Source organism: Streptomyces sp. LUP30 (genome assembly GCF_001746365.1).
GTDB lineage: Bacteria > Actinomycetota > Actinomycetes > Streptomycetales > Streptomycetaceae > Streptomyces.
The window spans coordinates 22,179-40,593 of record NZ_MJAJ01000056.1 but is presented as its reverse complement, the minus strand read 5'-3'; the positions used below and the strand labels follow the sequence as shown (position 1 = coordinate 40,593).

Sequence of the window (18,415 nt, the reverse complement as noted above, 5' to 3'; positions counted from 1 at the left end):
CATGAGTGCCGGCACGGTTGTCGAAGGCGGCGGGAGCACGGTGCGCGGCAGGGGCGTGCCGTGGACGGACGTGCTGCTGGCCGCCGTTGCCGCGGTGAGCTGGGCGTTGATCGGGATGGCGGGGACCGCGGCGCTCGGGCTGCATCTGCTGAAGGCGGACACGGCGGGCTCGTTGGGCACGATGACGGCCGCGGTGGTGGCCCTGGGAGCGGGCGGCTCGGTGACTCCGTCCGGTGATGTGTCCGCCTTCGGGCTGACCGGCGCGGAGGCGGACACCGCCATCGAGATCACGCCACTGGGGGTGAGCCTGGTCGGCGCGCTGCTCCTGTCGTGGTTCTTCCTCCGGTCCCTGCGCGCGGCCGGAGGGGTGATCGCCCCCGCCGAACTCCTCGCGCGCGCAGGGGCGGTGGTCGCGCTGTTCGTGGCGATGCTCGGCGGACTCGCCTGGGCGGGGCACGACGTCATCACGCTCGACGGGAGCTCGCTGGGCCTCGACGACCTGCCCGGCGGCGGGGGCGGCGGCGGGGGCGGCCTGGAGATCCCCGGGCTCGGGGACGTCGGCGGGCTGCTGCCCGACCGGCTCGGCGACCTCGTCCACGCGAAGGCCGCGGTCGGCTTCACCGTGGACACCGCGCCCACGCTCCTCGGCGGTCTCGGCTGGTCGCTCGGCATCCTGCTGATCGCCCTGGCTGCCTCGCGCCGCACACCGCTGCCCCGCGGCTGGCAGGCGGTGCACCGCGTGGTGCGCCCGGCGGCGTCCGCCGTCGTCACGGTGGCCCTGGCGGCGGTGGCGGCCGGGCTCGCCGCGGCGGCGTACGCGGCGATCGGCGACGCCCACCCCCGGCGGCTCGCGGGGGCGGCGCTGCTCGGCGCTCCGAACGGGGTCTGGCTGGGCATCCCGATCGGCCTGTTCGTCCCGTGGGACGGGCAGGCGACGGGCGCCCTGGCCTCCGTCCTCCCCGACCCGCTGGACGATCTGCTGGGCGCGGGCGCCCGGCGGCCGGTGACGCTGGGCCGCCTGGCCGAACTCGACGGACGGGTGTGGCTGCTGGCGGTGGCGGCAGCGCTGCTGATGCTGCTGGCGGGCGTGCTGACGGCGGTGCGGACGCCTTTACGGGCGGAGAACCCGCGAACCGGGCAGGGGGCGGCGGCAGCCGGACCCGGGCGGGGCGGACGTCGCTTCGGCACGTTCGCCGGGTGGTGCGCCGTCCGGCTGGGGGTCGCGACCGCGCTGGCGTTGCCGTCGGCGGCCTGGCTGACGGACGTGTCCGTCAACGCGTCGCTCTCCGTACTGGGCTTCGACGCCTTCGGGGCCGGGATCGAGCTGCACGGACGCCTCGGACCGGCGTTGCTCCTGGGCGCCCTGTGGGGAGCGGGTGCGGGGTTCGTCGGTGCGTCGCTGGCCTGGGCCACGGGGGCCGCGGGACGACGGGCCGCGCCGTTGGCACGCGGTGACGCGGTCGATGGCGCGGCGACCCCCGGCGGGGGTGCGGGGCGTCCGGGACCCGGCGGACCTCCGGCGCCTTCGCGGCTCACGGACGACCTGGTCGGGCCGTACGCTCCGGGTGCGCCCTCGTACCGGCCGCCCAACCCGGCGACCAACCCGTATCTGCACCTCCCGGACGACCTGCGCGGCGCACGGGACGCCGGGCCGGGCAGGGCACCGAAACCGGGGGCCGGGCAGGGGCAGCAGGGGCAGCAGGGGCAGCAGGGGCAGCAGGGGCAGCAGGGGCAGCAGGGGCAGCAGGGGCAGCAGGGGCAGCAGGGGCACGATGGCACGACCGAGCGGTCGCGGTCCCACGAGAGCTCGCGCCGGAACGAGGCCCCGCCGCCCGGACCGGACGACGTCTACGGGGCGCCGACCGTGGTCCGTCCGATCGGGCCGCCGCCGCGCACCCCACGAGGACGGCCGCCGTTGGGCCCGGACGACGGGCCGCCACCGCCCCCTCCGCCTCCTCCGCTGCCGCCCAGGGGGCCGAGGACGCCGCGCGGATCGCGGTGAAGGAGGCCGGGAAGCAGAATCGAGGAGTCGGCAACCGTCCGTCGAGGCCCACGCCACCTCTCCGACATCCACTGTTACCTGTCCGTCAGGCGGACCGCGGCGGCGAACGGCACTGGGTGCCGGATACGGTGGGTACACCATGAGCGCTTCGCAGACCTCGTCCTCCGACGTCCCCACACTCCTTGTCAAGATCTTCGGCAAGGACAGGCCGGGCATCACGGCCGGCCTCTTCGACACCCTCGCCGCCTACTCCGTCGACGTGGTCGACATCGAGCAGGTCGTCACGCGAGGCCGGATGGTGCTGTGCGCGCTCGTGACCGAGCCGCCGGCCGGCCTGGAGGGCGACCTGCGGTCGACGGTCCACAGCTGGGCCGAGTCGATGAAGATGCAGGCCGAGATCATCTCCGGCCTCGGCGACAACCGGCCGCGCGGCCTCGGGCGGTCGCTGGTCACCGTGCTCGGGCACCCGCTCACCGCGGAGGCCACCGCTGCGATCGCCGCGAAGATCACCAAGGCCGGCGGCAACATCGACCGTATCTTCCGGCTGGCCAAGTACCCCGTCACCGCCGTCGAGTTCGCCGTCTCCGGTGCGGAGACCGGGCCGCTGCGCACCGCGCTGGTCAAGGACGCCGGGGTGCTCGGCGTGGACGTCGCCGTGGTGGACGCGGGGCTCTACCGCCGCGCCCAGCGGCTCGTCGTCATGGACGTCGACTCGACCCTCATCCAGGACGAGGTGATCGAGCTCTTCGCCGCGCACGCCGGCTGCGAGGACCAGGTCGCCGAGGTGACGGCGGCCGCGATGCGCGGGGAGCTGGACTTCGAACAGTCGCTGCACGCGCGCGTGGCGCTGCTGGAAGGGCTGGACGCCTCGGTCGTGGACAAGGTGCGCGCCGAGGTGCGGCTGACTCCGGGGGCGCGCACACTGATCCGGACGCTGAAGCGGCTCGGCTACCAGGTGGGCGTCGTCTCCGGCGGTTTCACCCAGGTCACCGACGATCTGCAGGAGCGGCTCGGGCTGGACTTCGCGCAGGCCAACACGCTGGAGATCGTCGACGGCAGGCTGACCGGCCGGGTCACCGGCGAGATCGTGGACCGCGCGGGCAAGGCGCGGCTGCTGCGTCGGTTCGCCGCCGAGGCGGGCGTTCCCCTCTCCCAGACCGTCGCGATCGGCGACGGCGCCAACGACCTCGACATGCTCAACGCGGCCGGTCTCGGGGTCGCCTTCAACGCCAAGCCGGTGGTGCGCGAGGCGGCGCACACGGCGGTGAACGTGCCGTTCCTGGACACCGTCCTCTACCTGCTGGGCATCACCCGCGAAGAGGTCGAGGCCGCGGAGACGCACGACGAGCGATAGCCCCGCCTCCCGGGCCCGCAGGGGACCGGGCCGTACGGGGCACGTGCGGGGGCGGGCGCAGGGCGTGGACCTGCGAGGCTGCGGCAGGGACCCGGGGATCGGTGGGGGCGGGCGCCCACGGGCTGCCGGGTGACCGCGTGACGCGAACGCGCTCGCGGCGAACGTGGACGAGGAGAGCCCGGCGTCGCTGCGGCGCCGGGCTCTCGTGTGTGCCGGTCAGGTCACTCTTCGGGGGCCCAGTAGTCGATCAGCGTGCCCGCCCCCGGCTCCAGGGCCTTCCAGGGGCCGTCGAAGGAGACGACGGCGAAAGCGGCGGCCGGGAAGCCGCGACGGCGCATGCGCTCGCCCGCGTCGCCGTCGGACCGCCCGGACAGGATGTCGGCGAGTCCCTGGATCCCGGGGTTGTGGCCGACCATGACGATGTTGCGCACGTCGTCGGGGCTTTCGTTGAGCAGGGCGATCAGCTCGCCCGGGGAGGCCTCGTAGATCCGCTCCTCGTAGACGGTTTTCGGCCGCTGCGGGAACTCGTGGACCGCGAGTTTCCACGTCTCCCGGGTGCGGGTCGAGGTGGAGCACAGGGCCAGGTCCACGTGGATGCCGGTGTCGGTCAGCCTGCGTCCGGCGACGGCCGCGTCCCTACGGCCCCGCTCAGCGAGCGGGCGCTCATGGTCGGTCACCTCCGGCCAGTCGGCTTTCGCATGGCGGAAGAGGACGATCCTGCGGGGTTCTTCGACGCTCATGAGTCCCAGCTTCGCATGAAACAGGCCAGCGGGCGCAGGGAGTTGACAGGGGTCTTCACCAGCGCTCGGAAGCCGTTCGAAGGAGCTTTGCCGGTACGGCGCCGCCCCTCGCCGAGGACTGCACGGCCTCGGGCAGGAAGGCGCGGCCCGCGGCGGCTGCCTCAGCGGGCGATCAGCATCTGCACGCGCTCGACGAGATGGGTGATCACCGGGTCGCTGCCGGCCGCGTGGGCGTCGGCCGGGTTCAGTATCAGCAGGAGCAGGGTGGCGAAGGCGAGCGTGGGGAGGGCGAGGGCCCACCAGGGAAGCCGGGTCTCGACGCCGCCCGAGGCAGCCGGACGGGGCCGGGTGTGCGTTGGGGCCGACATGGGTGCCTCCGCTGTCCTCGAAGGGTCCGTGGACCGTGGTCCCCGAACCGTGGAGGTGATCGCTGTCCGCGGTCACACTTCGAAGGTACGGACCCGGCGGCCTTCAACCCATCCGGTGATCCACCCACTTGACCCTGACCCTCACCCCCTAGGGGACGGGGGGTTAACCCCACTCCCGCGCGGGCCCACACGCCCGAGCCCGCCGGCGTCCGCGCCCTGCCGAAGGGCCGGGCGGGGCGACGCCGCGGGGCGGCAGGCGGCGGGAGGCCGCGGCCGGGGGCGGGACGTCAGGGCGAGGCGAGGGTCGCGATGACGGCGATGATCACGAAGATGGCCAAGAACGAGCCGAAGACGAGCAGCATCTTCTTCTGGCCGTTCTGCGGATTCGGGTCGAGCACTGGCATGCCGCCAGTCTCGCACCCCCGGCTCGCGGCGGCCGCGCCGGGGGTCAGCGGCCGGCCTCGTCCTCCACGGTGCGGTTCCGGCCCGCCAGGACGCCCGCGACCGTCTGGGGGACCATCAGGGCCGCCATGAGCGCGAGGGGCAGGCCCCAGCCGCCGCTGTGCTGGTAGAGCACTCCCACCAGGAGCGGGCCCGGTATGGAGATCAGGTAGCCGGTGCACTGCGCGAAGGCCGACAGCTGGGCGACGCCCGCGCCGGTCCTGGCCCGCATCCCGACCATCGTGAGGGCCAGCGGGAAGGCGCAGTTGGCGATGCCGAGCAGCACGGCCCAGGCCCAGGCTCCGGCGGCGGGGGCGAGGTAGAGGCCGGCGTATCCGACGAGGCCGCAGGCGCCGAGCGCGACCACGATCGGGCCCTGGTGCGCCAGCCTGGTCGCGACCCGCGGGATGACGAAGGCCAGCGGGACGCCCATCGCCATGGTCACGGCGAGGAGCACTCCGGCCGTGCTCGCGGACACGCCCGCGTCCCGGAAGATCTGCGGCATCCAGCCCATGGTGATGTAGGCGGCGGTGGCCTGGAGGCCGAAGAAGACGGCCAGCGCCCAGGCCGTCCGGCTGCGGGTGACGCGCAGCGCGGCGACGGGAGGTCGGCCACCGCGCGCGTGGTCGTGCGCGGGCTCGTCCTCGCGGTCGTGCGCGGGCTCGTCCGCTGAGGGGCGAGGCACGCGCGCCCGCTGCGGCGACCGTGCTCCCCGCGCCTTCGGCCCCTGCCCGGTCGGCCGCTCCCCCGGCCCCTGGACCGCCCGGTGCTCCCGCGGCTCCCGGGCAGACCGCGCGGCGCCCGTCGTCGTGCCGCCGCCCGGTTCCGTCCCCCGGTCACGCACCAGCGGCAGCCACGGCAGGACGGCCGCGGCCGCCAGCCCCGCCCACACCGCGAGCCCGGTGCGCCAACTGCCGCCCAGCGCCTCGGTCATGGGCACGGTGACCGCGGCGGCGGTGGAGGTGCCCAGGGCGAGGGCCATCGAGTACAGGCCGGTCATCGAACCGACCCGGTCGGGGAAGTGCCGCTTGACGATGACGGGCATCAGGACGTTGCTGACGGCGATGCCCATCAGGGCGAGGGCGCTGGCGGCGAGGAAGCCGGCGGCGCCTCCGAGGTAGGGGCGGACGAGCAGTCCGGCGGCGATGGCGGCCATGCCCGCGCACACCACCGCGCCCGGCCCGAAGCGACGGGCGAGGCGGGGGGCCATGACGCCGAAGGCCGCGAAGCAGAGCGGAGGCACGGAGGTGAGCAGTCCGGCCACGCTGCCGCTCATGCCGAGCCCGTCGCGGACCTCTTCGAGGAGCGCGCCGAGGCTGGTGATGGCGGGGCGGAGGTTGAGGGCGGCCAGGACGATGCCCACGACGAGCAGTCGTGTCGTCCACGCGCGCGGGGCGAGGCGAGACAGCGGCTCGTCCTCCGCGGGGGCGCGAAGGGACGAGTGGGACGTCGTACGGGTCTGCTCGCTTGCCATGCCGTACATCATAGAATCATAGGATGATTGGTTGTCCATGCCCGAGTTGCCCTCGGCGCCCCGGGCCGTGCGAAGGTGTGCCATGCCCCTGAGCCATCCCCGCCGCTCGGCGCTGTCCGAACAGGTCATCGCCGCGCTGCGCACCCAGATCACCTCGGGCGAGTGGCCGGTGGGCTCCCGCATCCCCACCGAGCCCGAGCTGGTCGAGCAACTGGGCGTCGCGCGCAACACCGTCCGCGAGGCGGTCCGCGCCCTGGCGCACAACGGTCTGCTGGACATCCGGCAGGGCTCGGGCACCTACGTCGTGGCGACCAGCGAGCTGGCGGGCGTGATGCACCGCCGCTTCGCCGACGCCGACCCCGGACACATCGCCGAACTGCGCGCCGCGCTGGAGTCGAGCGCGGCCAGGCTCGCGGCCGAGCGGCGCACGGAGAAGGACCTCAAGCAACTGGAAGCGCTGCTGCTGCGGCGTGAGGAGGCGTGGGAGTCGGGCGACGCGGAGGCCTTCGTGGCGGCGGACACCACCTTCCACCTGGCGGTGGTGGCGGCCTCGCACAACGACGTCCTGACGGCGATGTACGCGGACCTGGGCGAGGTGCTGCGGGACTGGCTGCGCGAGGACGTCGGCGAGGTGCTGACGCCCGAGACGCACATGGACCACTCCCGGCTGGTGGACGCGATCCGCGCGGGCGCCGCGGAGACGGCCGCCGTCGAGGCGGCCACCTACCCGCTGCTGTGCCGGCCCGGGCGGTTCACCGCTTCTGATGGCTGACCCAGGCCGACCCGACCTCCTTCCAGCAACGGCCGGTGAGGCGCACGGACCGGGCGGGGCCGACGTCGGTGGGGGTGCCGTCGGTGTCCACGTCCCACCAGCGCTCGCACTCGATGTGCAGGCTGACCCGGTCGGTGTCGGCGTAGGGGTTGTGACAGCGGGCGACGACGCGGGAGCCGCCGACCTCGATCCGGCACTCCGCGCCGAACGGCTCCGGACGCGCCACGCGCGCGTGGCCGTGCGCGCCGTACGGCGGACAGAGCACCAGGGCGACCGCGGCGATCACTGGAGCGACACTGCGGAACAGGCGCACAAGGGAACCTCCTCGGCAGAGCTGGGGAGGGAAGCGCGTGAGGGGAACACGCACTTAAGAGTGCCTGGTCGGCGGTGTCGGGCGCCTGGCCGGATGGGCCGAAGGAGTGACGGGTGAGGGCCCGCGTCCTGGGGGACGCGGGCCCTCGCCGTCAGCGGCGTCTCAGCGGCAGGTCACGCGCCGATGGCGTGCAGACCGCCGTCCACGTGGACGATCTCGCCCGTGGTCTTCGGGAACCAGTCGCTGAGCAGCGCGACGACGCCGCGGCCGGCCGGCTCGGGGTCCTTGAGGTCCCACTCCAGGGGGGAGCGGCTGTCCCACACGGAGGCCAGCTCGCCGAAGCCCGGGATGGACTTGGCGGCCATGGAGCCCAGCGGGCCGGCCGAGACGAGGTTGCAGCGGATGTTCTGCTTGCCCAGGTCACGCGCCATGTAGCGGCTGGTGGCCTCCAGGGCGGCCTTGGCGGGACCCATCCAGTCGTACTGCGGCCAGGCGAACGAGGCGTCGAAGGTGAGGCCGACGACAGAGCCGCCGTTCTGCATCAGCGGCAGGCAGGCCATGGTCAGCGACTTCAGGGAGAACGCCGAGACGTGCATGGCCGTGGCGACCGACTCGAACGGCGTGTTGAGGAAGTTGCCGCCGAGCGCGTCCTGCGGGGCGAAGCCGATGGAGTGGACGACGCCGTCGAGGCCGCCGAGCTCCTCGCCGACGATGTCCGCGAGGCGGCCGAGGTGCTCGTCGTTCGTGACGTCGAGCTCGATGACCTTGGTGGGCTTGGGGAGCTTCTTGGCGATGCGCTCGGTCAGCGTCGGCCGCGGGAACGCGGTGAGGATGATCTCCGCGCCCTGCTCCTGGGCGAGTTTCGCGGTGTGGAAGGCGATGGAGGACTCCGTCAGCACACCGGTGATCAGGACGCGCTTGCCCTCGAGAATTCCGCTCATGATGATCAGTGACCCATTCCCAGTCCGCCGTCAACGGGGATGACGGCTCCAGTGATGTACGAGGCGTCGTCCGAGGCGAGGAACCGCACCGTCGCGGCGATCTCCTCCGGCTGCGCGTACCGGCCGAGCGGGACCTGCGAGACGATGCCCGCGCGCTGCTCGTCGGTGAGCGCCTTGGTCATGTCGGTGTCGACGAAGCCGGGCGCGACGACGTTGAAAGTGATGTTGCGGGATCCCAGCTCACGGGCGAGGGAGCGCGCGAAGCCGACCAGGGCGGCCTTGGAGGCGGCGTAGTTCGCCTGCCCCGGCGAGCCGTACAGCCCGACGACCGAGGAGATGAGCACGACGCGGCCCTTCTTGGCGCGCAGCATGCCGCGGTTGGCGCGCTTGACCACGCGGAAGGTGCCGGTCAGGTTGGTGTCGATGACCGAGGTGAAGTCCTCCTCGCTCATGCGCATCAGGAGCTGGTCCTTGGTGATGCCGGCGTTGGCGATCAGGATCTCGACGGGGCCGTGCTGCGCCTCGATCTCCTTGTAGGCCTGCTCCACCTGCTCGGGGTCGGTGATGTCGCACCTGACGGCGAGGCAGCCCAGTTCCGTCAGGGCGGCCGGCGGCTCGCCCGAGCGGTACGTGATCGCGACCTTGTCGCCGGCGTCGGCGAACGCGTGGGCGATGGCGAGGCCGATGCCCCGGTTTCCTCCGGTGACGAGAACCGAGCGGCTCAACGGATCACCCTTTCGATTGGGGTCTGACGCGCCCGCCCGCACTCTGGACGGCAGGCGGCTTCCCTCGAAACCTATCGGTCCGCTTCGGCTCGCGGACATTCGGGCACCGACAGTGGCACACGGAGCTGGCTGTGGGGTCCCTACAGAAAGTTTGCGGTAGCGCCGCGGAAGGTGTGGTCCACCGGCCGCCGGGCGCGACATGATCGAGGTCTTCACACGCGACGACACCAGGGAGAGACGTAGGTGCCTCATAGCATCGATGAAAGTTTCACGGCCCTACCCCTACGCGCCCTCGCCGACGCCGCTCTCGCGCGGGCGCGGGCGCTCGGGGCGGAGCACGCGGACTTCCGGTTCGAACGGGTGCGCAGTGCGTCCTGGCGGCTGCGGGACGCCAAGCCCGCCGGTTCGTCCGACACGACCGACCTCGGGTACGCGGTGCGCGTCGTGCACGGCGGGACGTGGGGCTTCGCGTCCGGCGTGGATCTGACGATGGACGCGGCGGCCCGGGTCGCCTCGCAGGCCGTGGCGATGGCCAAGCTGTCCGCGCAGGTGATCAAGGCCGCGGGGTCGGACGAAAGGGTCGAGCTCGCCGACGAGCCGGTGCACGCCGACAAGACGTGGGTGTCGTCGTACGAGATCGACCCGTTCACCGTGCCGGACGAGGAGAAGGCGGCGCTCCTCGCGGACTGGAGTGCGCGGCTGCTCGCCGCGAACGGGATCAACCACGTGGACGCCTCGCTGCTCACCGTCCACGAGAACAAGTTCTACGCCGACACGGCCGGCACGGTGACCACCCAGCAGCGGGTGCGGCTGCACCCCGCACTGAACGCGGTGTCGGTCGACGAGTCCAGCGGCGAGTTCGACTCGATGCGCACGATCGCGCCGCCCGTCGGACGCGGCTGGGAGTACCTCACCGGGACCGGCTGGGACTGGGACGACGAACTGGCCCGGATCCCGGAGCTGCTCGCCGAGAAGATGCGCGCGCCCAGCGTGGATCCGGGGCTGTACGACCTGGTCGTGGACCCGTCCAACCTGTGGCTGACCATCCACGAGTCCATCGGTCACGCCACCGAGCTGGACCGTGCCCTCGGCTACGAGGCCGCGTACGCCGGCACCTCCTTCGCCACCTTCGACCAGCTCGGGAAGCTGAAGTATGGCTCCGAGCTGATGAACGTCACCGGCGACCGCACCGCCGAGCACGGCCTGGCGACCGTCGGCTACGACGACGAGGGCGTCGAGGGCCGCTCCTGGGACCTGGTGAAGGACGGCACGCTCGTCGGCTACCAGCTGGACCGGCGGATCGCGAAGCTCACCGGGTTCGACCGGTCCAACGGCTGCGCCTTCGCCGACTCCCCCGGCCACGTGCCCGTGCAGCGCATGGCCAACGTGTCGCTGCGGCCGGACCCCGCCGGGATGTCGACCGACGACCTCATCGGCAGCGTCGACCGCGGGATCTACGTCGTCGGCGACCGCTCGTGGTCCATCGACATGCAGCGCTACAACTTCCAGTTCACCGGACAGCGGTTCTTCCGGATCGAGAACGGGCGGATCACCGGACAGCTGCGCGACGTGGCCTACCAGGCGACGACGACGGACTTCTGGGGCTCGATGGCGGCGGTGGGCGGCCCGCAGACCTACGTCCTCGGCGGCGCGTTCAACTGCGGAAAGGCCCAGCCCGGCCAGGTCGCGGCGGTGTCGCACGGCTGCCCGTCGGCCCTGTTCAAGGGCGTCAACATTTTGAACACCACGCAGGAGGCCGGCCGATGAGCGCCCGTAGCAACAAGCCGCACGAGGTCGTCGAGCGCGCCCTCGAGCTGTCGCGGGCGGACGGCTGCGTCGTCATCGCCGACGAGCAGTCGACGGCGAACCTGCGCTGGGCCGGCAACACGCTGACGACCAACGGCGTCACGCGCGGGCGCACGCTCACCGTCATCGCCACGGTCGACGGCAAGGAGGGCACCGCCTCGGGCGTCGTCTCCCGGGCCGCGGTGACCGCGGACGAGCTGGAGCCCCTGGTGCGGGCCGCCGAGGCCGCCGCGCGCGGGGCGGGCCCCGCCGAGGACGCGCAGCCACTGGTCACGGGCGTCGCGCAGTCCCCCGAGTTCACCGAGGCGCCCGCGGAGACCTCGTCGGCGGTGTTCGCCGACTTCGCCCCGGCGCTGGGCGAGGCGTTCGCCCGCGCGCGGGCCGGCGGCCGCGAGCTGTACGGGTTCGCCAACCACGAACTCGTCTCGACGTACCTGGGCACCTCGACCGGGCTGCGGCTGCGGCACGACCAGCCGAACGGGACGCTGGAGCTGAACGCCAAGTCCCCGGACCGGACGCGCTCGGCGTGGGCGGGGCGCTCCACCCGGGACTTCAAGGACGTCGACCCGGGGGCGCTCGACGCCGAGCTGGCCGTGCGGCTGGGCTGGGCGCGGCGACGGGTCGAACTGCCCGCCGGGCGGTACGAGACGCTGCTGCCGCCGACCGCGGTGGCCGACCTGCTGATCTACCAGCTGTGGTCGGCGTCGGGCCGGGACGCGACCGAGGGCCGGACGGTGTTCTCCAAGCCCGGCGGCGGCACCCGGCTCGGCGAGAAGCTGACCGATCTGCCGCTGACGCTGCGCAGCGACCCGAACGAACCCGGCCTGGAGTCGGCGCCGTTCGTCATCGCGCACTCCTCGGGCGGCGACCAGTCGGTGTTCGACAACGGGCTGCCGCTGCACTCCACCGAGTGGATCGACGCGGGCGAGCTGAAGCACCTGACGACCACCCGGCACAGCGCGGCGCTGACCGGGCTCCCCGCGGCTCCGGCGGGCGACAACCTGATCCTGGACGGCGGTGAGGACCGCTCCCTGGAGGAGATGGTCGCGAGCACCCGCCGGGGGCTGCTGCTGACCTGCCTGTGGTACATCCGCGAGGTCGACCCGGCGACCCTGCTGCTGACCGGCCTGACCCGGGACGGCGTGTACCTCGTCGAGGACGGCGAGGTCGTCGGCGAGGTGAACAACTTCCGCTTCAACGAGTCGCCGGTCGGCCTGCTGGGCCGCGCCTCGGAGGCGGGGCGCACGGAAAAGACGCTGCCCCGGGAGTGGAGCGACTGGTTCACTAGGGCTGCGATGCCCGCACTGCGGGTGCCGGACTTCAATATGAGCTCTGTCAGCCAGGGCGTATAACCTCGTAGCCGGCAGTCGTGCGGCCGACCGGCTCGGACCGCCCGCAGAGCATCGAGAAGATCCAAGAAGATCATCGAGGAGATACGAGAACCGTGACGGACATCGTCGACGAGCTGAAGTGGCGCGGCCTGTGGGCCCTGTCCACTGACGAGGACGCTTTGCGCAAGGCGCTCGCGGACGGTCCCGTCACGTTCTATTGCGGTTTCGACCCCACCGCGGCCAGCCTCCACGTCGGTCACCTGGTGCAGGTTCTCACCATGCGCCGGCTCCAGCAGGCGGGCCTGCGTCCGCTGGCCCTGGTGGGCGGGGCGACCGGTCAGATCGGCGACCCCCGCCCCACGGCGGAGCGCACGCTGAACGACCCGGAGACTGTCGCGAACTGGGTGACGCGGCTGCGCGCGCAGATCGAGCCGTTCCTGTCCTTCGAGGGCGACAACGCCGCGGTGATGGTGAACAACCTGGACTGGACGGCCGGCATGTCGGCCATCGAGTTCCTGCGTGACATCGGCAAGCACTTCCGCGTCAACAAGATGCTGACCAAGGACTCGGTCGCCCGGCGGCTGGAGTCCCAGGAGGGCATCAGCTACACGGAGTTCAGCTACCAGCTGCTTCAGGGCATGGACTTCCTGGAGCTGTACCGCCGCTACGGCTGCACGCTCCAGCAGGGCGGCAGCGACCAGTGGGGCAACCTCACGGCCGGCCTGGACCTGATCCACAGGCTGGAGCCCGAGGCCGAGGCGCACTGTCTGGCGACGCCGCTGATGGTCAAGGCGGACGGCACCAAGTTCGGCAAGACCGAGGGCGGCGCCGTCTGGCTCGACCCGGAGCTGACGACCCCGTACGCGTTCTACCAGTTCTGGCTGAACGTGGACGACCGGGACATCTCGACGTACTCACGGATCCTGTCCTTCCGGTCCCGCGAGGAGCTGGAGGAGCTGGAGCGGCAGACCGAGGAGCGTCCGCAGGCGCGTGCCGCCCAGCGTGCGCTGGCCGAGGAGCTGACGACGCTGGTGCACGGCGCCGACCAGACGGCCGCGGTGATCGCCGCGTCCAAGGCCCTCTTCGGCCAGGGCGAACTGGGCGAGCTCGACGAGCGGACGCTGGCCGCGGCCCTCTCCGAGGTGCCGCACACCCAGGTCGCCGAGCCGGGACCGGTCGTGGACCTGTTCGCCGAGGTCGGCCTCGTGGCGAGCAAGTCGGCCGCCCGGCGGACGGTGAAGGAGGGCGGGGCCTACGTGAACAACGTCAAGGTCACGGCCGAGGACGCGGTTCCCGCGCGGGAGGACCTTCTGCACGGGCGGTGGCTGGTGCTGCGCCGTGGGAAGAAGAACCTGGCCGCGGTGGAGGTCACCGGCTGACCGGAGAGGCCGTCGACCGACCGGCCTGCGACGCACGAGGGGGCGGCTTCCCGCAAGGGGCCGCCCCTTCGGCCTGCACACCCGGATCCGGACGCATCGGGCTCGGGCGCTTCGGGCTCGGGCGCGGACGCTTCGGGCTCCGGCACTTCAGACCCGCTGCTTCCTCTTGCCCAGCGTCGCCATGTACAGCATGTCGCCCAGGGCGACGATGATGATCGCGGCGATCAGCTGGAACACATGGCGGGTCCAGTCGATGCCGGGCGTGGACTCGACCCCCACCGCACGGGCGATCGCGTTGCCCGCGATCGCGCCCAGCATGCCGAAGATGGTGGTCAGCCAGAGTGGGCTGTGTTGCTTGCCCGGGATGATCGCCTTGGCGATCAGGCCCAGCACGAATCCCACGATGATCGCCCACAACCAGCCCATTGACGCCTCCTCGTACGGCCCTACGTGAGCATTGCCCTCAGTGTCGAGCCGCCCGCCGTACGGCGCATGTCGGGTACGGCCGTACGCGGGACGGCGCAGAACGTCCGCTCGGGCGGGGGACGCCCCGGCCTCGGCGAGGGCCGAGGCGCGGCGTACCGTGGAAGTCGGTGAGAGGCCGAGGCGGGCGGACGGTGGAATGTGATGCGGAAGCAAGGTGGTGGCGGGAACGTCGAGGTGTTCCGGATCACCGGAGCACGGCAGGGTCTCCAGGACGACGTGCGGGGCCGACAGCGTCGGTACATCATCTCGATGTCGGTCCGTACGGTGGCGGTGATCCTCGCGGCGACCCTGTGGAACGTGGAACGGCATGTGGCCGTCGTGGCGTTGGTCCTGGGGTTGGTGCTCCCCTACGTCGCGGTGGTGATCGCCAACGCGGGGCGGGAGAACGTGCCCTCGCTCCCCTCGACCTTCCTCGCCGCGCCGGTCCGGCCGATGATCGCCCGGACCGACGCGGACGGCGAGCCCTCGGGGTCCACCGCGCAAGCGGAATCCGACCCGCAGAAAGACGGCGCTCGGGAAGCCGGGCGGGAGGAAACCGCGGCCGATTCGGGCGAGCGACGGCCGTGAGCGGGCGGTGCCCGAGCAGTGAACCGGCTGTGCGCCGAAGCTCAAGAAAAGCTCAGATCAATCATGTTGTTCCAGTCCCGTGCGGACGGTCGGCCGTGACATACTTCGTACGCGCTCCGCATCCCCCGTCGGAGCGACGGACCGACGCCGGGCAGCTCCCCCCGTGGCTGCTCGGCGTCGCCTTTGTGTGCGTGTGGGTGAGACGAATCAGTGAGTGACGAGACCCCTGTCTGTTCCGCCAAGGGCTGCCGTGTGGACGCGGTGTGGGTGCTGGCGTGGAACAACCCGAAGCTCCACACGCCCGAGCGGCGCAAGACATGGCTGGCCTGCGAGGAGCACCGCGAGCATCTGTCGCAGTTCCTCGGGGTGCGCGGCTTCCTCAAGGACGTCGTCCCGCTGACCGAGTGGGAGTCCGCGCGGACTTCGTAGCCCGGAGGTCGTGGGGCTAGCCCCCGATCGCCGACATCGGGCGGTCCGGCTGCAGGAAGCTCGGGTCGTCCAGGCCCGAGCCGGCCTTCTTGCCCCACATCGCCAGCCGCCAGATGCGGGCTATCTCCTCGTCGGGGGCGTCGGAGCGCAGGGCGGCTCGCAGGTCGGTCTCCTCCCGGGCGAAGAGGCAGGTGCGGACCTGACCGTCGGCCGTGAGGCGGGTGCGGTCGCAGGCGGCGCAGAACGGGCGGGTGACCGAGGCGATGACACCGACGCGGTGAGGTCCGCCGTCCACCAGCCAGCGCTCGGCCGGGGCGGAACCGCGTTCGTCCTGGCCTTCGGGGGTGAGGTCGAAGCGGGTGCGCAGCGAGGCCAGGATGTCCCCGGCCGTGACCATGCCCTCGCGCTTCCAGCCGTGCTGCGCGTCCAGCGGCATCTGCTCGATGAAGCGCAGCTCGTAGCCGTGGTCGACGGCCCAGGACAGCAGGTCCGGGGCTTCGTCCTCGTTCAGGCCCGGCATGAGGACGGTGTTCACCTTCACCGGCGTCAGGCCTGCCTCTCGGGCGGCTTCGAGGCCTTCGAGGACGTCCTTGTGGCGGTCCCGGCGGGTGAGGGTCTTGAAGACGTCGGGGCGCAGGGTGTCGAGGGAGACGTTGACCCGGTCCAGGCCCGCCGCCTTCAGGGCCGTGGCGGTGCGACGCAGGCCGATGCCGTTCGTCGTCAGCGACATCCTGGGGCGCGGGTCGAGGGCCGCGACCCGCTCGACGATGCCGACCAGGCCCGGGCGCAGCAGCGGCTCGCCGCCCGTGAAGCGGACCTCCTCGATGCCGAGCGTGGTGACCGCGATGCCGATCAGGCGGACGATCTCGTCGTCCGAGAGGAGGTCGGGCTTCGCCAGCCACTGCAGGCCCTCCTCGGGCATGCAGTACGTACAGCGCAGGTTGCACCGGTCGGTGAGCGAGACCCTCAGGTCGGTGGCCACTCGGCCGTAGGTGTCGATGAGCACGTGGGCCCCCTCCCTCGTGGTGGATCGGTTTCCTGGTGCGTCACTTGTGAGCCTACGTGACCCCGCTGACATCGACAGTGCCCGATCCCACGAGACGGGACGCGGCCGCGTCGTAGGGATCTACGACGCGGCCACGCTGCGGGCGTGGGCCGCGGGGTGTCCGGCGGCCACGCCCGAGCCGGTCGGAGCGCAGCGTCGCCGGTCAGCGGGGTCACGTCGGGTCCGCGCGCTCCGCTCCGGTCAGTGGGCTCCGGTGCCGGTCAGGGAGCGGACCTCCAGCTCGGCGTACTTGGCCTTGTCGGGCTCCTCCTTCGACAGCAGGGTGCCGACGACGCCCAGGAGGAAGCCGACCGGGATGGAGATGATGCCGGGGTTCTCCAGCGGGAACCAGTGGAAGTCGACGTCCGGGAACATCGAGGAGGGCTTGCCCGAGACGACCGGCGAGAACAGCACGAGGCCGACCGCGGTGACCAGGCCGCCGTAGATCGACCACAGGGCCCCGGCGGTGGTGAACCGCTTCCAGAAGAGGCTGTAGAGGATCGTCGGCAGGTTGGCGGAGGCGGCGACGGCGAAGGCCAGGGCGACCAGGCCGGCGACGTTCAGGTCGCGGGCGAGGGCGCCCAGGAGGATGGAGACGGCGCCGATGCCGACGGTCGCGTACCGGGCCGCGGACATCTCCTGCTTCTCGGTGGCCGTGCCCCTCTTGATGACGTTGGCGTAGATGTCGTGGGCGAACGAGGAGGACGAGGCCAGGGTCAGGCCGGCGACGACCGCGAGGATCGTCGCGAAGGCGACCGCCGAGATGGTGGCCAGCAGGATCGCGCCCCAGTTGGAGTCGACGCCGCCGAGGTGGAGGGCGAGCAGGGGCGCCGCGGTGTTGCCGGCCTTGTTGGACGCGGTGATCTCGTCCGGCTTGATCAGCGCGGCGGCGCCGAAGCCGAGGGCGAGGGTCATCAGGTAGAAGGCGCCGATGAGACCGATGGCCCACAGAACCGACTTACGGGCGGCCTTGGCGGTGGGCACGGTGTAGAAGCGGATCAGGATGTGCGGCAGGCCGGCGGTGCCCAGGACGAGGGCGATGCCGAGCGAGATGAAGTCCAGCTTGGTGGTGCCCGTGGCGCCGTACTTCAGGCCCGGTTCCAGGAACGCCGAGCCCTTGCCGCTGTTGCTGGCGGCCGAGCCCAGCAGGTCGGAGATGTTGAAGTCGAACTTCAGCAGGACCAGGAAGGTGAGCAGAAGGGCGCCCGCGATGAGCAGGACCGCCTTGACCATCTGGACCCAGGTGGTGCCCTTCATTCCGCCGATCGTCACGTAGACGATCATCAGGACGCCGACCAGGGCCACGATGCCGATCTTGCCGCCGTCGCTGGTGATGCCGAGGAGGAGCGAGACCAGGACGCCCGCGCCCGCCATCTGGGCGAGCAGGTAGAAGATCGACACCACGATCGTCGAGGTTCCGGCGGCCGTGCGGACGGGGCGCTGGCGCATGCGGTACGCCAGGACGTCGCCCATGGTGTAGCGGCCGGAGTTGCGCAGCGGTTCGGCGACCAGGAGCAGGGCGACCAGCCAGGCCACCAGGAAGCCGATGGAGTACAGGAAGCCGTCGTAGCCGAAGAGGGCGATGGCGCCCGCGATGCCCAGGAAGGACGCGGCGGACATGTAGTCGCCGGAGACGGCGAGGCCGTTCTGGAAGCCGGTGAACTGGCGGCCGCCGGCGTAGAAGTCGGCGGCGTCCTTGGTCTGCCGGCCGGCCCAGACGGTGATGACGAGGGTCGCGGCGACGAACACCGAGAACAGGATGATGATCAGTGTGCGGTGCTCGCCGGCCTCACCGGCGGCGAGCAGGGCGGTGTGCTGAGCGGGGCTCATTCGCCCGCCTCCATCCGGGACTTGATGGCCTCGGCCTTGGGGTCGAACCTGGCGGCCGCGGTCCGTGCGTACCACCAGGCGATGAGGAAGGTGGTGAGGAACTGGGCGAGGCCCAGGGCGAGGGCCACGTTGATGTTGCCGAAGAGCTTGGTGCCCATGAAGTCGCCCGCGTAGTTGGAGAGCAGGACGTACAGCAGGTACCAGGCGATGAAGGCGAAGGTCAGCGGGAAGGCGAAGCCCCGGTAGGCGCCGCGCAGTTCACCGAACTCCGTGCTCTCCTGCACCGCGACGAACTCCTCGGTGGAGGGGAGCTGAGCTGGGGTTTTCGAGGGGGGCGGTGTCTCGGTGGCCACAGGGTCTCCTCGTTGCGGGTGCGGGTGGGACGGCGGACGGAGGCGAGTGTCCTCTCGCT

19 protein-coding genes are annotated in these 18,415 nt (G+C 72.0%); 8 read left to right on the top strand and 11 right to left on the bottom strand.

All coding sequences use genetic code 11. The features are described 5' to 3' along the window. Position 1 precedes the first annotated feature (1 nt). Complete coding sequence (locus tag BG482_RS33405) at positions 2–2,002, top strand: streptophobe family protein (RefSeq protein ID WP_069772949.1); 2,001 nt, start codon at positions 2–4, stop codon at positions 2,000–2,002. Between the two features lie 139 nt (positions 2,003–2,141). Continuing rightward, a complete protein-coding gene (gene serB, locus BG482_RS33400) occupies positions 2,142–3,356 on the top strand; it encodes a phosphoserine phosphatase SerB (RefSeq protein WP_069772948.1) in 1,215 nt (404 codons plus the stop codon). Positions 3,357–3,577: 221 nt separating this feature from the next. Here serB and BG482_RS33395 read toward each other — a convergent pair whose 3' ends face one another. From BG482_RS33395 to BG482_RS33385, 4 genes are all read right to left on the bottom strand, one after another. Further along, entirely contained in the window at positions 3,578–4,096 is a 519-nt protein-coding gene (locus BG482_RS33395; protein WP_069772947.1) for a histidine phosphatase family protein, read from the bottom strand. Positions 4,097–4,257: 161 nt separating this feature from the next. Beyond that, entirely contained in the window at positions 4,258–4,464 is a 207-nt protein-coding gene (locus tag BG482_RS33390; protein WP_069772946.1) for a hypothetical protein, read from the bottom strand. Positions 4,465–4,751: 287 nt separating this feature from the next. Then, a complete protein-coding gene (locus tag BG482_RS45525) occupies positions 4,752–4,868 on the bottom strand; it encodes an SGM_5486 family transporter-associated protein (RefSeq protein ID WP_107450844.1) in 117 nt (38 codons plus the stop codon). A 44-nt stretch (positions 4,869–4,912) separates the two neighbouring features. Then, entirely contained in the window at positions 4,913–6,391 is a 1,479-nt protein-coding gene (locus BG482_RS33385) for an MFS transporter (protein ID WP_069772945.1), read from the bottom strand. Positions 6,392–6,461: 70 nt separating this feature from the next. Between BG482_RS33385 and BG482_RS33380 the strand changes: the two genes are divergently transcribed. Next, complete coding sequence (locus BG482_RS33380; RefSeq protein WP_069772944.1) at positions 6,462–7,151, top strand: FadR/GntR family transcriptional regulator; 690 nt, start codon at positions 6,462–6,464, stop codon at positions 7,149–7,151. On the opposite strand, the gene BG482_RS33375 is transcribed toward BG482_RS33380, so the two are convergent. The 3 genes from BG482_RS33375 to fabG all read right to left on the bottom strand — a co-directional run bounded on the left by BG482_RS33375 (position 7,132) and on the right by fabG (position 9,130). Further along, positions 7,132–7,464: a hypothetical protein gene (locus BG482_RS33375; protein WP_069772943.1), complete on the bottom strand. Its 333-nt coding sequence runs from the start codon at positions 7,462–7,464 to the stop codon at positions 7,132–7,134. The two genes, BG482_RS33380 and BG482_RS33375, sit on opposite strands and share 20 nt — an antisense overlap. 173 nt (positions 7,465–7,637) lie before the next feature. Beyond that, positions 7,638–8,405, bottom strand: coding sequence for an enoyl-ACP reductase FabI (gene fabI / locus BG482_RS33370; RefSeq protein WP_069772942.1), 768 nt, complete (start codon positions 8,403–8,405; stop codon positions 7,638–7,640). Between the two features lie 5 nt (positions 8,406–8,410). Further along, the gene (gene fabG / locus BG482_RS33365; protein ID WP_069772941.1) at positions 8,411–9,130 is read right to left on the bottom strand and encodes a 3-oxoacyl-[acyl-carrier-protein] reductase; all 720 of its coding nucleotides are present in this window, start codon (positions 9,128–9,130) and stop codon (positions 8,411–8,413) included. Between the two features lie 243 nt (positions 9,131–9,373). On the opposite strand from fabG, the gene BG482_RS33360 reads away from it, so the two are divergent. The 3 genes from BG482_RS33360 (at position 9,374) to tyrS (ending at position 13,646) form a co-directional block, all read left to right on the top strand. Next, complete coding sequence (locus tag BG482_RS33360) at positions 9,374–10,897, top strand: TldD/PmbA family protein (RefSeq protein WP_069772940.1); 1,524 nt, start codon at positions 9,374–9,376, stop codon at positions 10,895–10,897. Then, complete coding sequence (locus BG482_RS33355; RefSeq protein WP_069772939.1) at positions 10,894–12,288, top strand: metallopeptidase TldD-related protein; 1,395 nt, start codon at positions 10,894–10,896, stop codon at positions 12,286–12,288. The genes BG482_RS33360 and BG482_RS33355 overlap by 4 nt, the downstream gene beginning before the upstream one ends. Before the next feature lie 92 nt (positions 12,289–12,380). After that, positions 12,381–13,646 carry a tyrosine--tRNA ligase gene (tyrS, locus tag BG482_RS33350; RefSeq protein ID WP_069772938.1) on the top strand — a complete coding sequence of 422 codons (1,266 nt, stop codon included), beginning with the start codon at positions 12,381–12,383 and terminating at the stop codon, positions 13,644–13,646. A gap of 147 nt (positions 13,647–13,793) precedes the next feature. Here tyrS and BG482_RS33345 read toward each other — a convergent pair whose 3' ends face one another. Then, positions 13,794–14,072 carry a GlsB/YeaQ/YmgE family stress response membrane protein gene (locus BG482_RS33345; RefSeq protein ID WP_069772937.1) on the bottom strand — a complete coding sequence of 93 codons (279 nt, stop codon included), beginning with the start codon at positions 14,070–14,072 and terminating at the stop codon, positions 13,794–13,796. 201 nt (positions 14,073–14,273) lie between these two features. On the opposite strand from BG482_RS33345, the gene BG482_RS33340 reads away from it, so the two are divergent. Together BG482_RS33340 and BG482_RS33335 are read left to right on the top strand one after the other, a co-directional pair. After that, entirely contained in the window at positions 14,274–14,699 is a 426-nt protein-coding gene (locus BG482_RS33340) for a DUF3099 domain-containing protein (RefSeq protein WP_069772936.1), read from the top strand. Between the two features lie 210 nt (positions 14,700–14,909). Beyond that, a complete protein-coding gene (locus BG482_RS33335) occupies positions 14,910–15,128 on the top strand; it encodes a hypothetical protein (protein WP_069772935.1) in 219 nt (72 codons plus the stop codon). Positions 15,129–15,144: 16 nt separating this feature from the next. Here BG482_RS33335 and moaA read toward each other — a convergent pair whose 3' ends face one another. The 3 genes from moaA to BG482_RS33320 all read right to left on the bottom strand — a co-directional run bounded on the left by moaA (position 15,145) and on the right by BG482_RS33320 (position 18,356). After that, complete coding sequence (gene moaA / locus BG482_RS33330) at positions 15,145–16,134, bottom strand: GTP 3',8-cyclase MoaA (RefSeq protein ID WP_069772934.1); 990 nt, start codon at positions 16,132–16,134, stop codon at positions 15,145–15,147. Positions 16,135–16,374: 240 nt separating this feature from the next. Further along, a complete protein-coding gene (locus tag BG482_RS33325; protein WP_069772933.1) occupies positions 16,375–18,003 on the bottom strand; it encodes a cation acetate symporter in 1,629 nt (542 codons plus the stop codon). Continuing rightward, positions 18,000–18,356, bottom strand: a complete 357-nt coding sequence (locus tag BG482_RS33320; RefSeq protein WP_069772932.1) for a DUF485 domain-containing protein — start codon at positions 18,354–18,356, stop codon at positions 18,000–18,002. Before BG482_RS33320 ends, BG482_RS33325 begins: the two co-directional genes overlap by 4 nt. Positions 18,357–18,415: the final 59 nt, after the last annotated feature.

What these genes read in the sequence shown, in the direction of transcription:
- serB (WP_069772948.1), top strand. Translation starts at nt 2,142, where the DNA reads ATGAGCGCTTCGCAGACCTCGTCCTCCGACGTCCCCACACTCCTTGTC.
- BG482_RS33325 (WP_069772933.1), bottom strand. Translation starts at nt 18,003, where the DNA reads ATGAGCCCCGCTCAGCACACCGCCCTGCTCGCCGCCGGTGAGGCCGGC.
- BG482_RS45525 (WP_107450844.1), bottom strand. Translation starts at nt 4,868, where the DNA reads ATGCCAGTGCTCGACCCGAATCCGCAGAACGGCCAGAAGAAGATGCTG.
- BG482_RS33390 (WP_069772946.1), bottom strand. Translation starts at nt 4,464, where the DNA reads ATGTCGGCCCCAACGCACACCCGGCCCCGTCCGGCTGCCTCGGGCGGC.
- BG482_RS33355 (WP_069772939.1), top strand. Translation starts at nt 10,894, where the DNA reads ATGAGCGCCCGTAGCAACAAGCCGCACGAGGTCGTCGAGCGCGCCCTC.
- BG482_RS33340 (WP_069772936.1), top strand. Translation starts at nt 14,274, where the DNA reads ATGCGGAAGCAAGGTGGTGGCGGGAACGTCGAGGTGTTCCGGATCACC.
- BG482_RS33385 (WP_069772945.1), bottom strand. Translation starts at nt 6,391, where the DNA reads ATGATGTACGGCATGGCAAGCGAGCAGACCCGTACGACGTCCCACTCG.
- BG482_RS33395 (WP_069772947.1), bottom strand. Translation starts at nt 4,096, where the DNA reads ATGAGCGTCGAAGAACCCCGCAGGATCGTCCTCTTCCGCCATGCGAAA.
- BG482_RS33405 (WP_069772949.1), top strand. Translation starts at nt 2, where the DNA reads ATGAGTGCCGGCACGGTTGTCGAAGGCGGCGGGAGCACGGTGCGCGGC.
- BG482_RS33380 (WP_069772944.1), top strand. Translation starts at nt 6,462, where the DNA reads ATGCCCCTGAGCCATCCCCGCCGCTCGGCGCTGTCCGAACAGGTCATC.
- BG482_RS33345 (WP_069772937.1), bottom strand. Translation starts at nt 14,072, where the DNA reads ATGGGCTGGTTGTGGGCGATCATCGTGGGATTCGTGCTGGGCCTGATC.
- fabI (WP_069772942.1), bottom strand. Translation starts at nt 8,405, where the DNA reads ATGAGCGGAATTCTCGAGGGCAAGCGCGTCCTGATCACCGGTGTGCTG.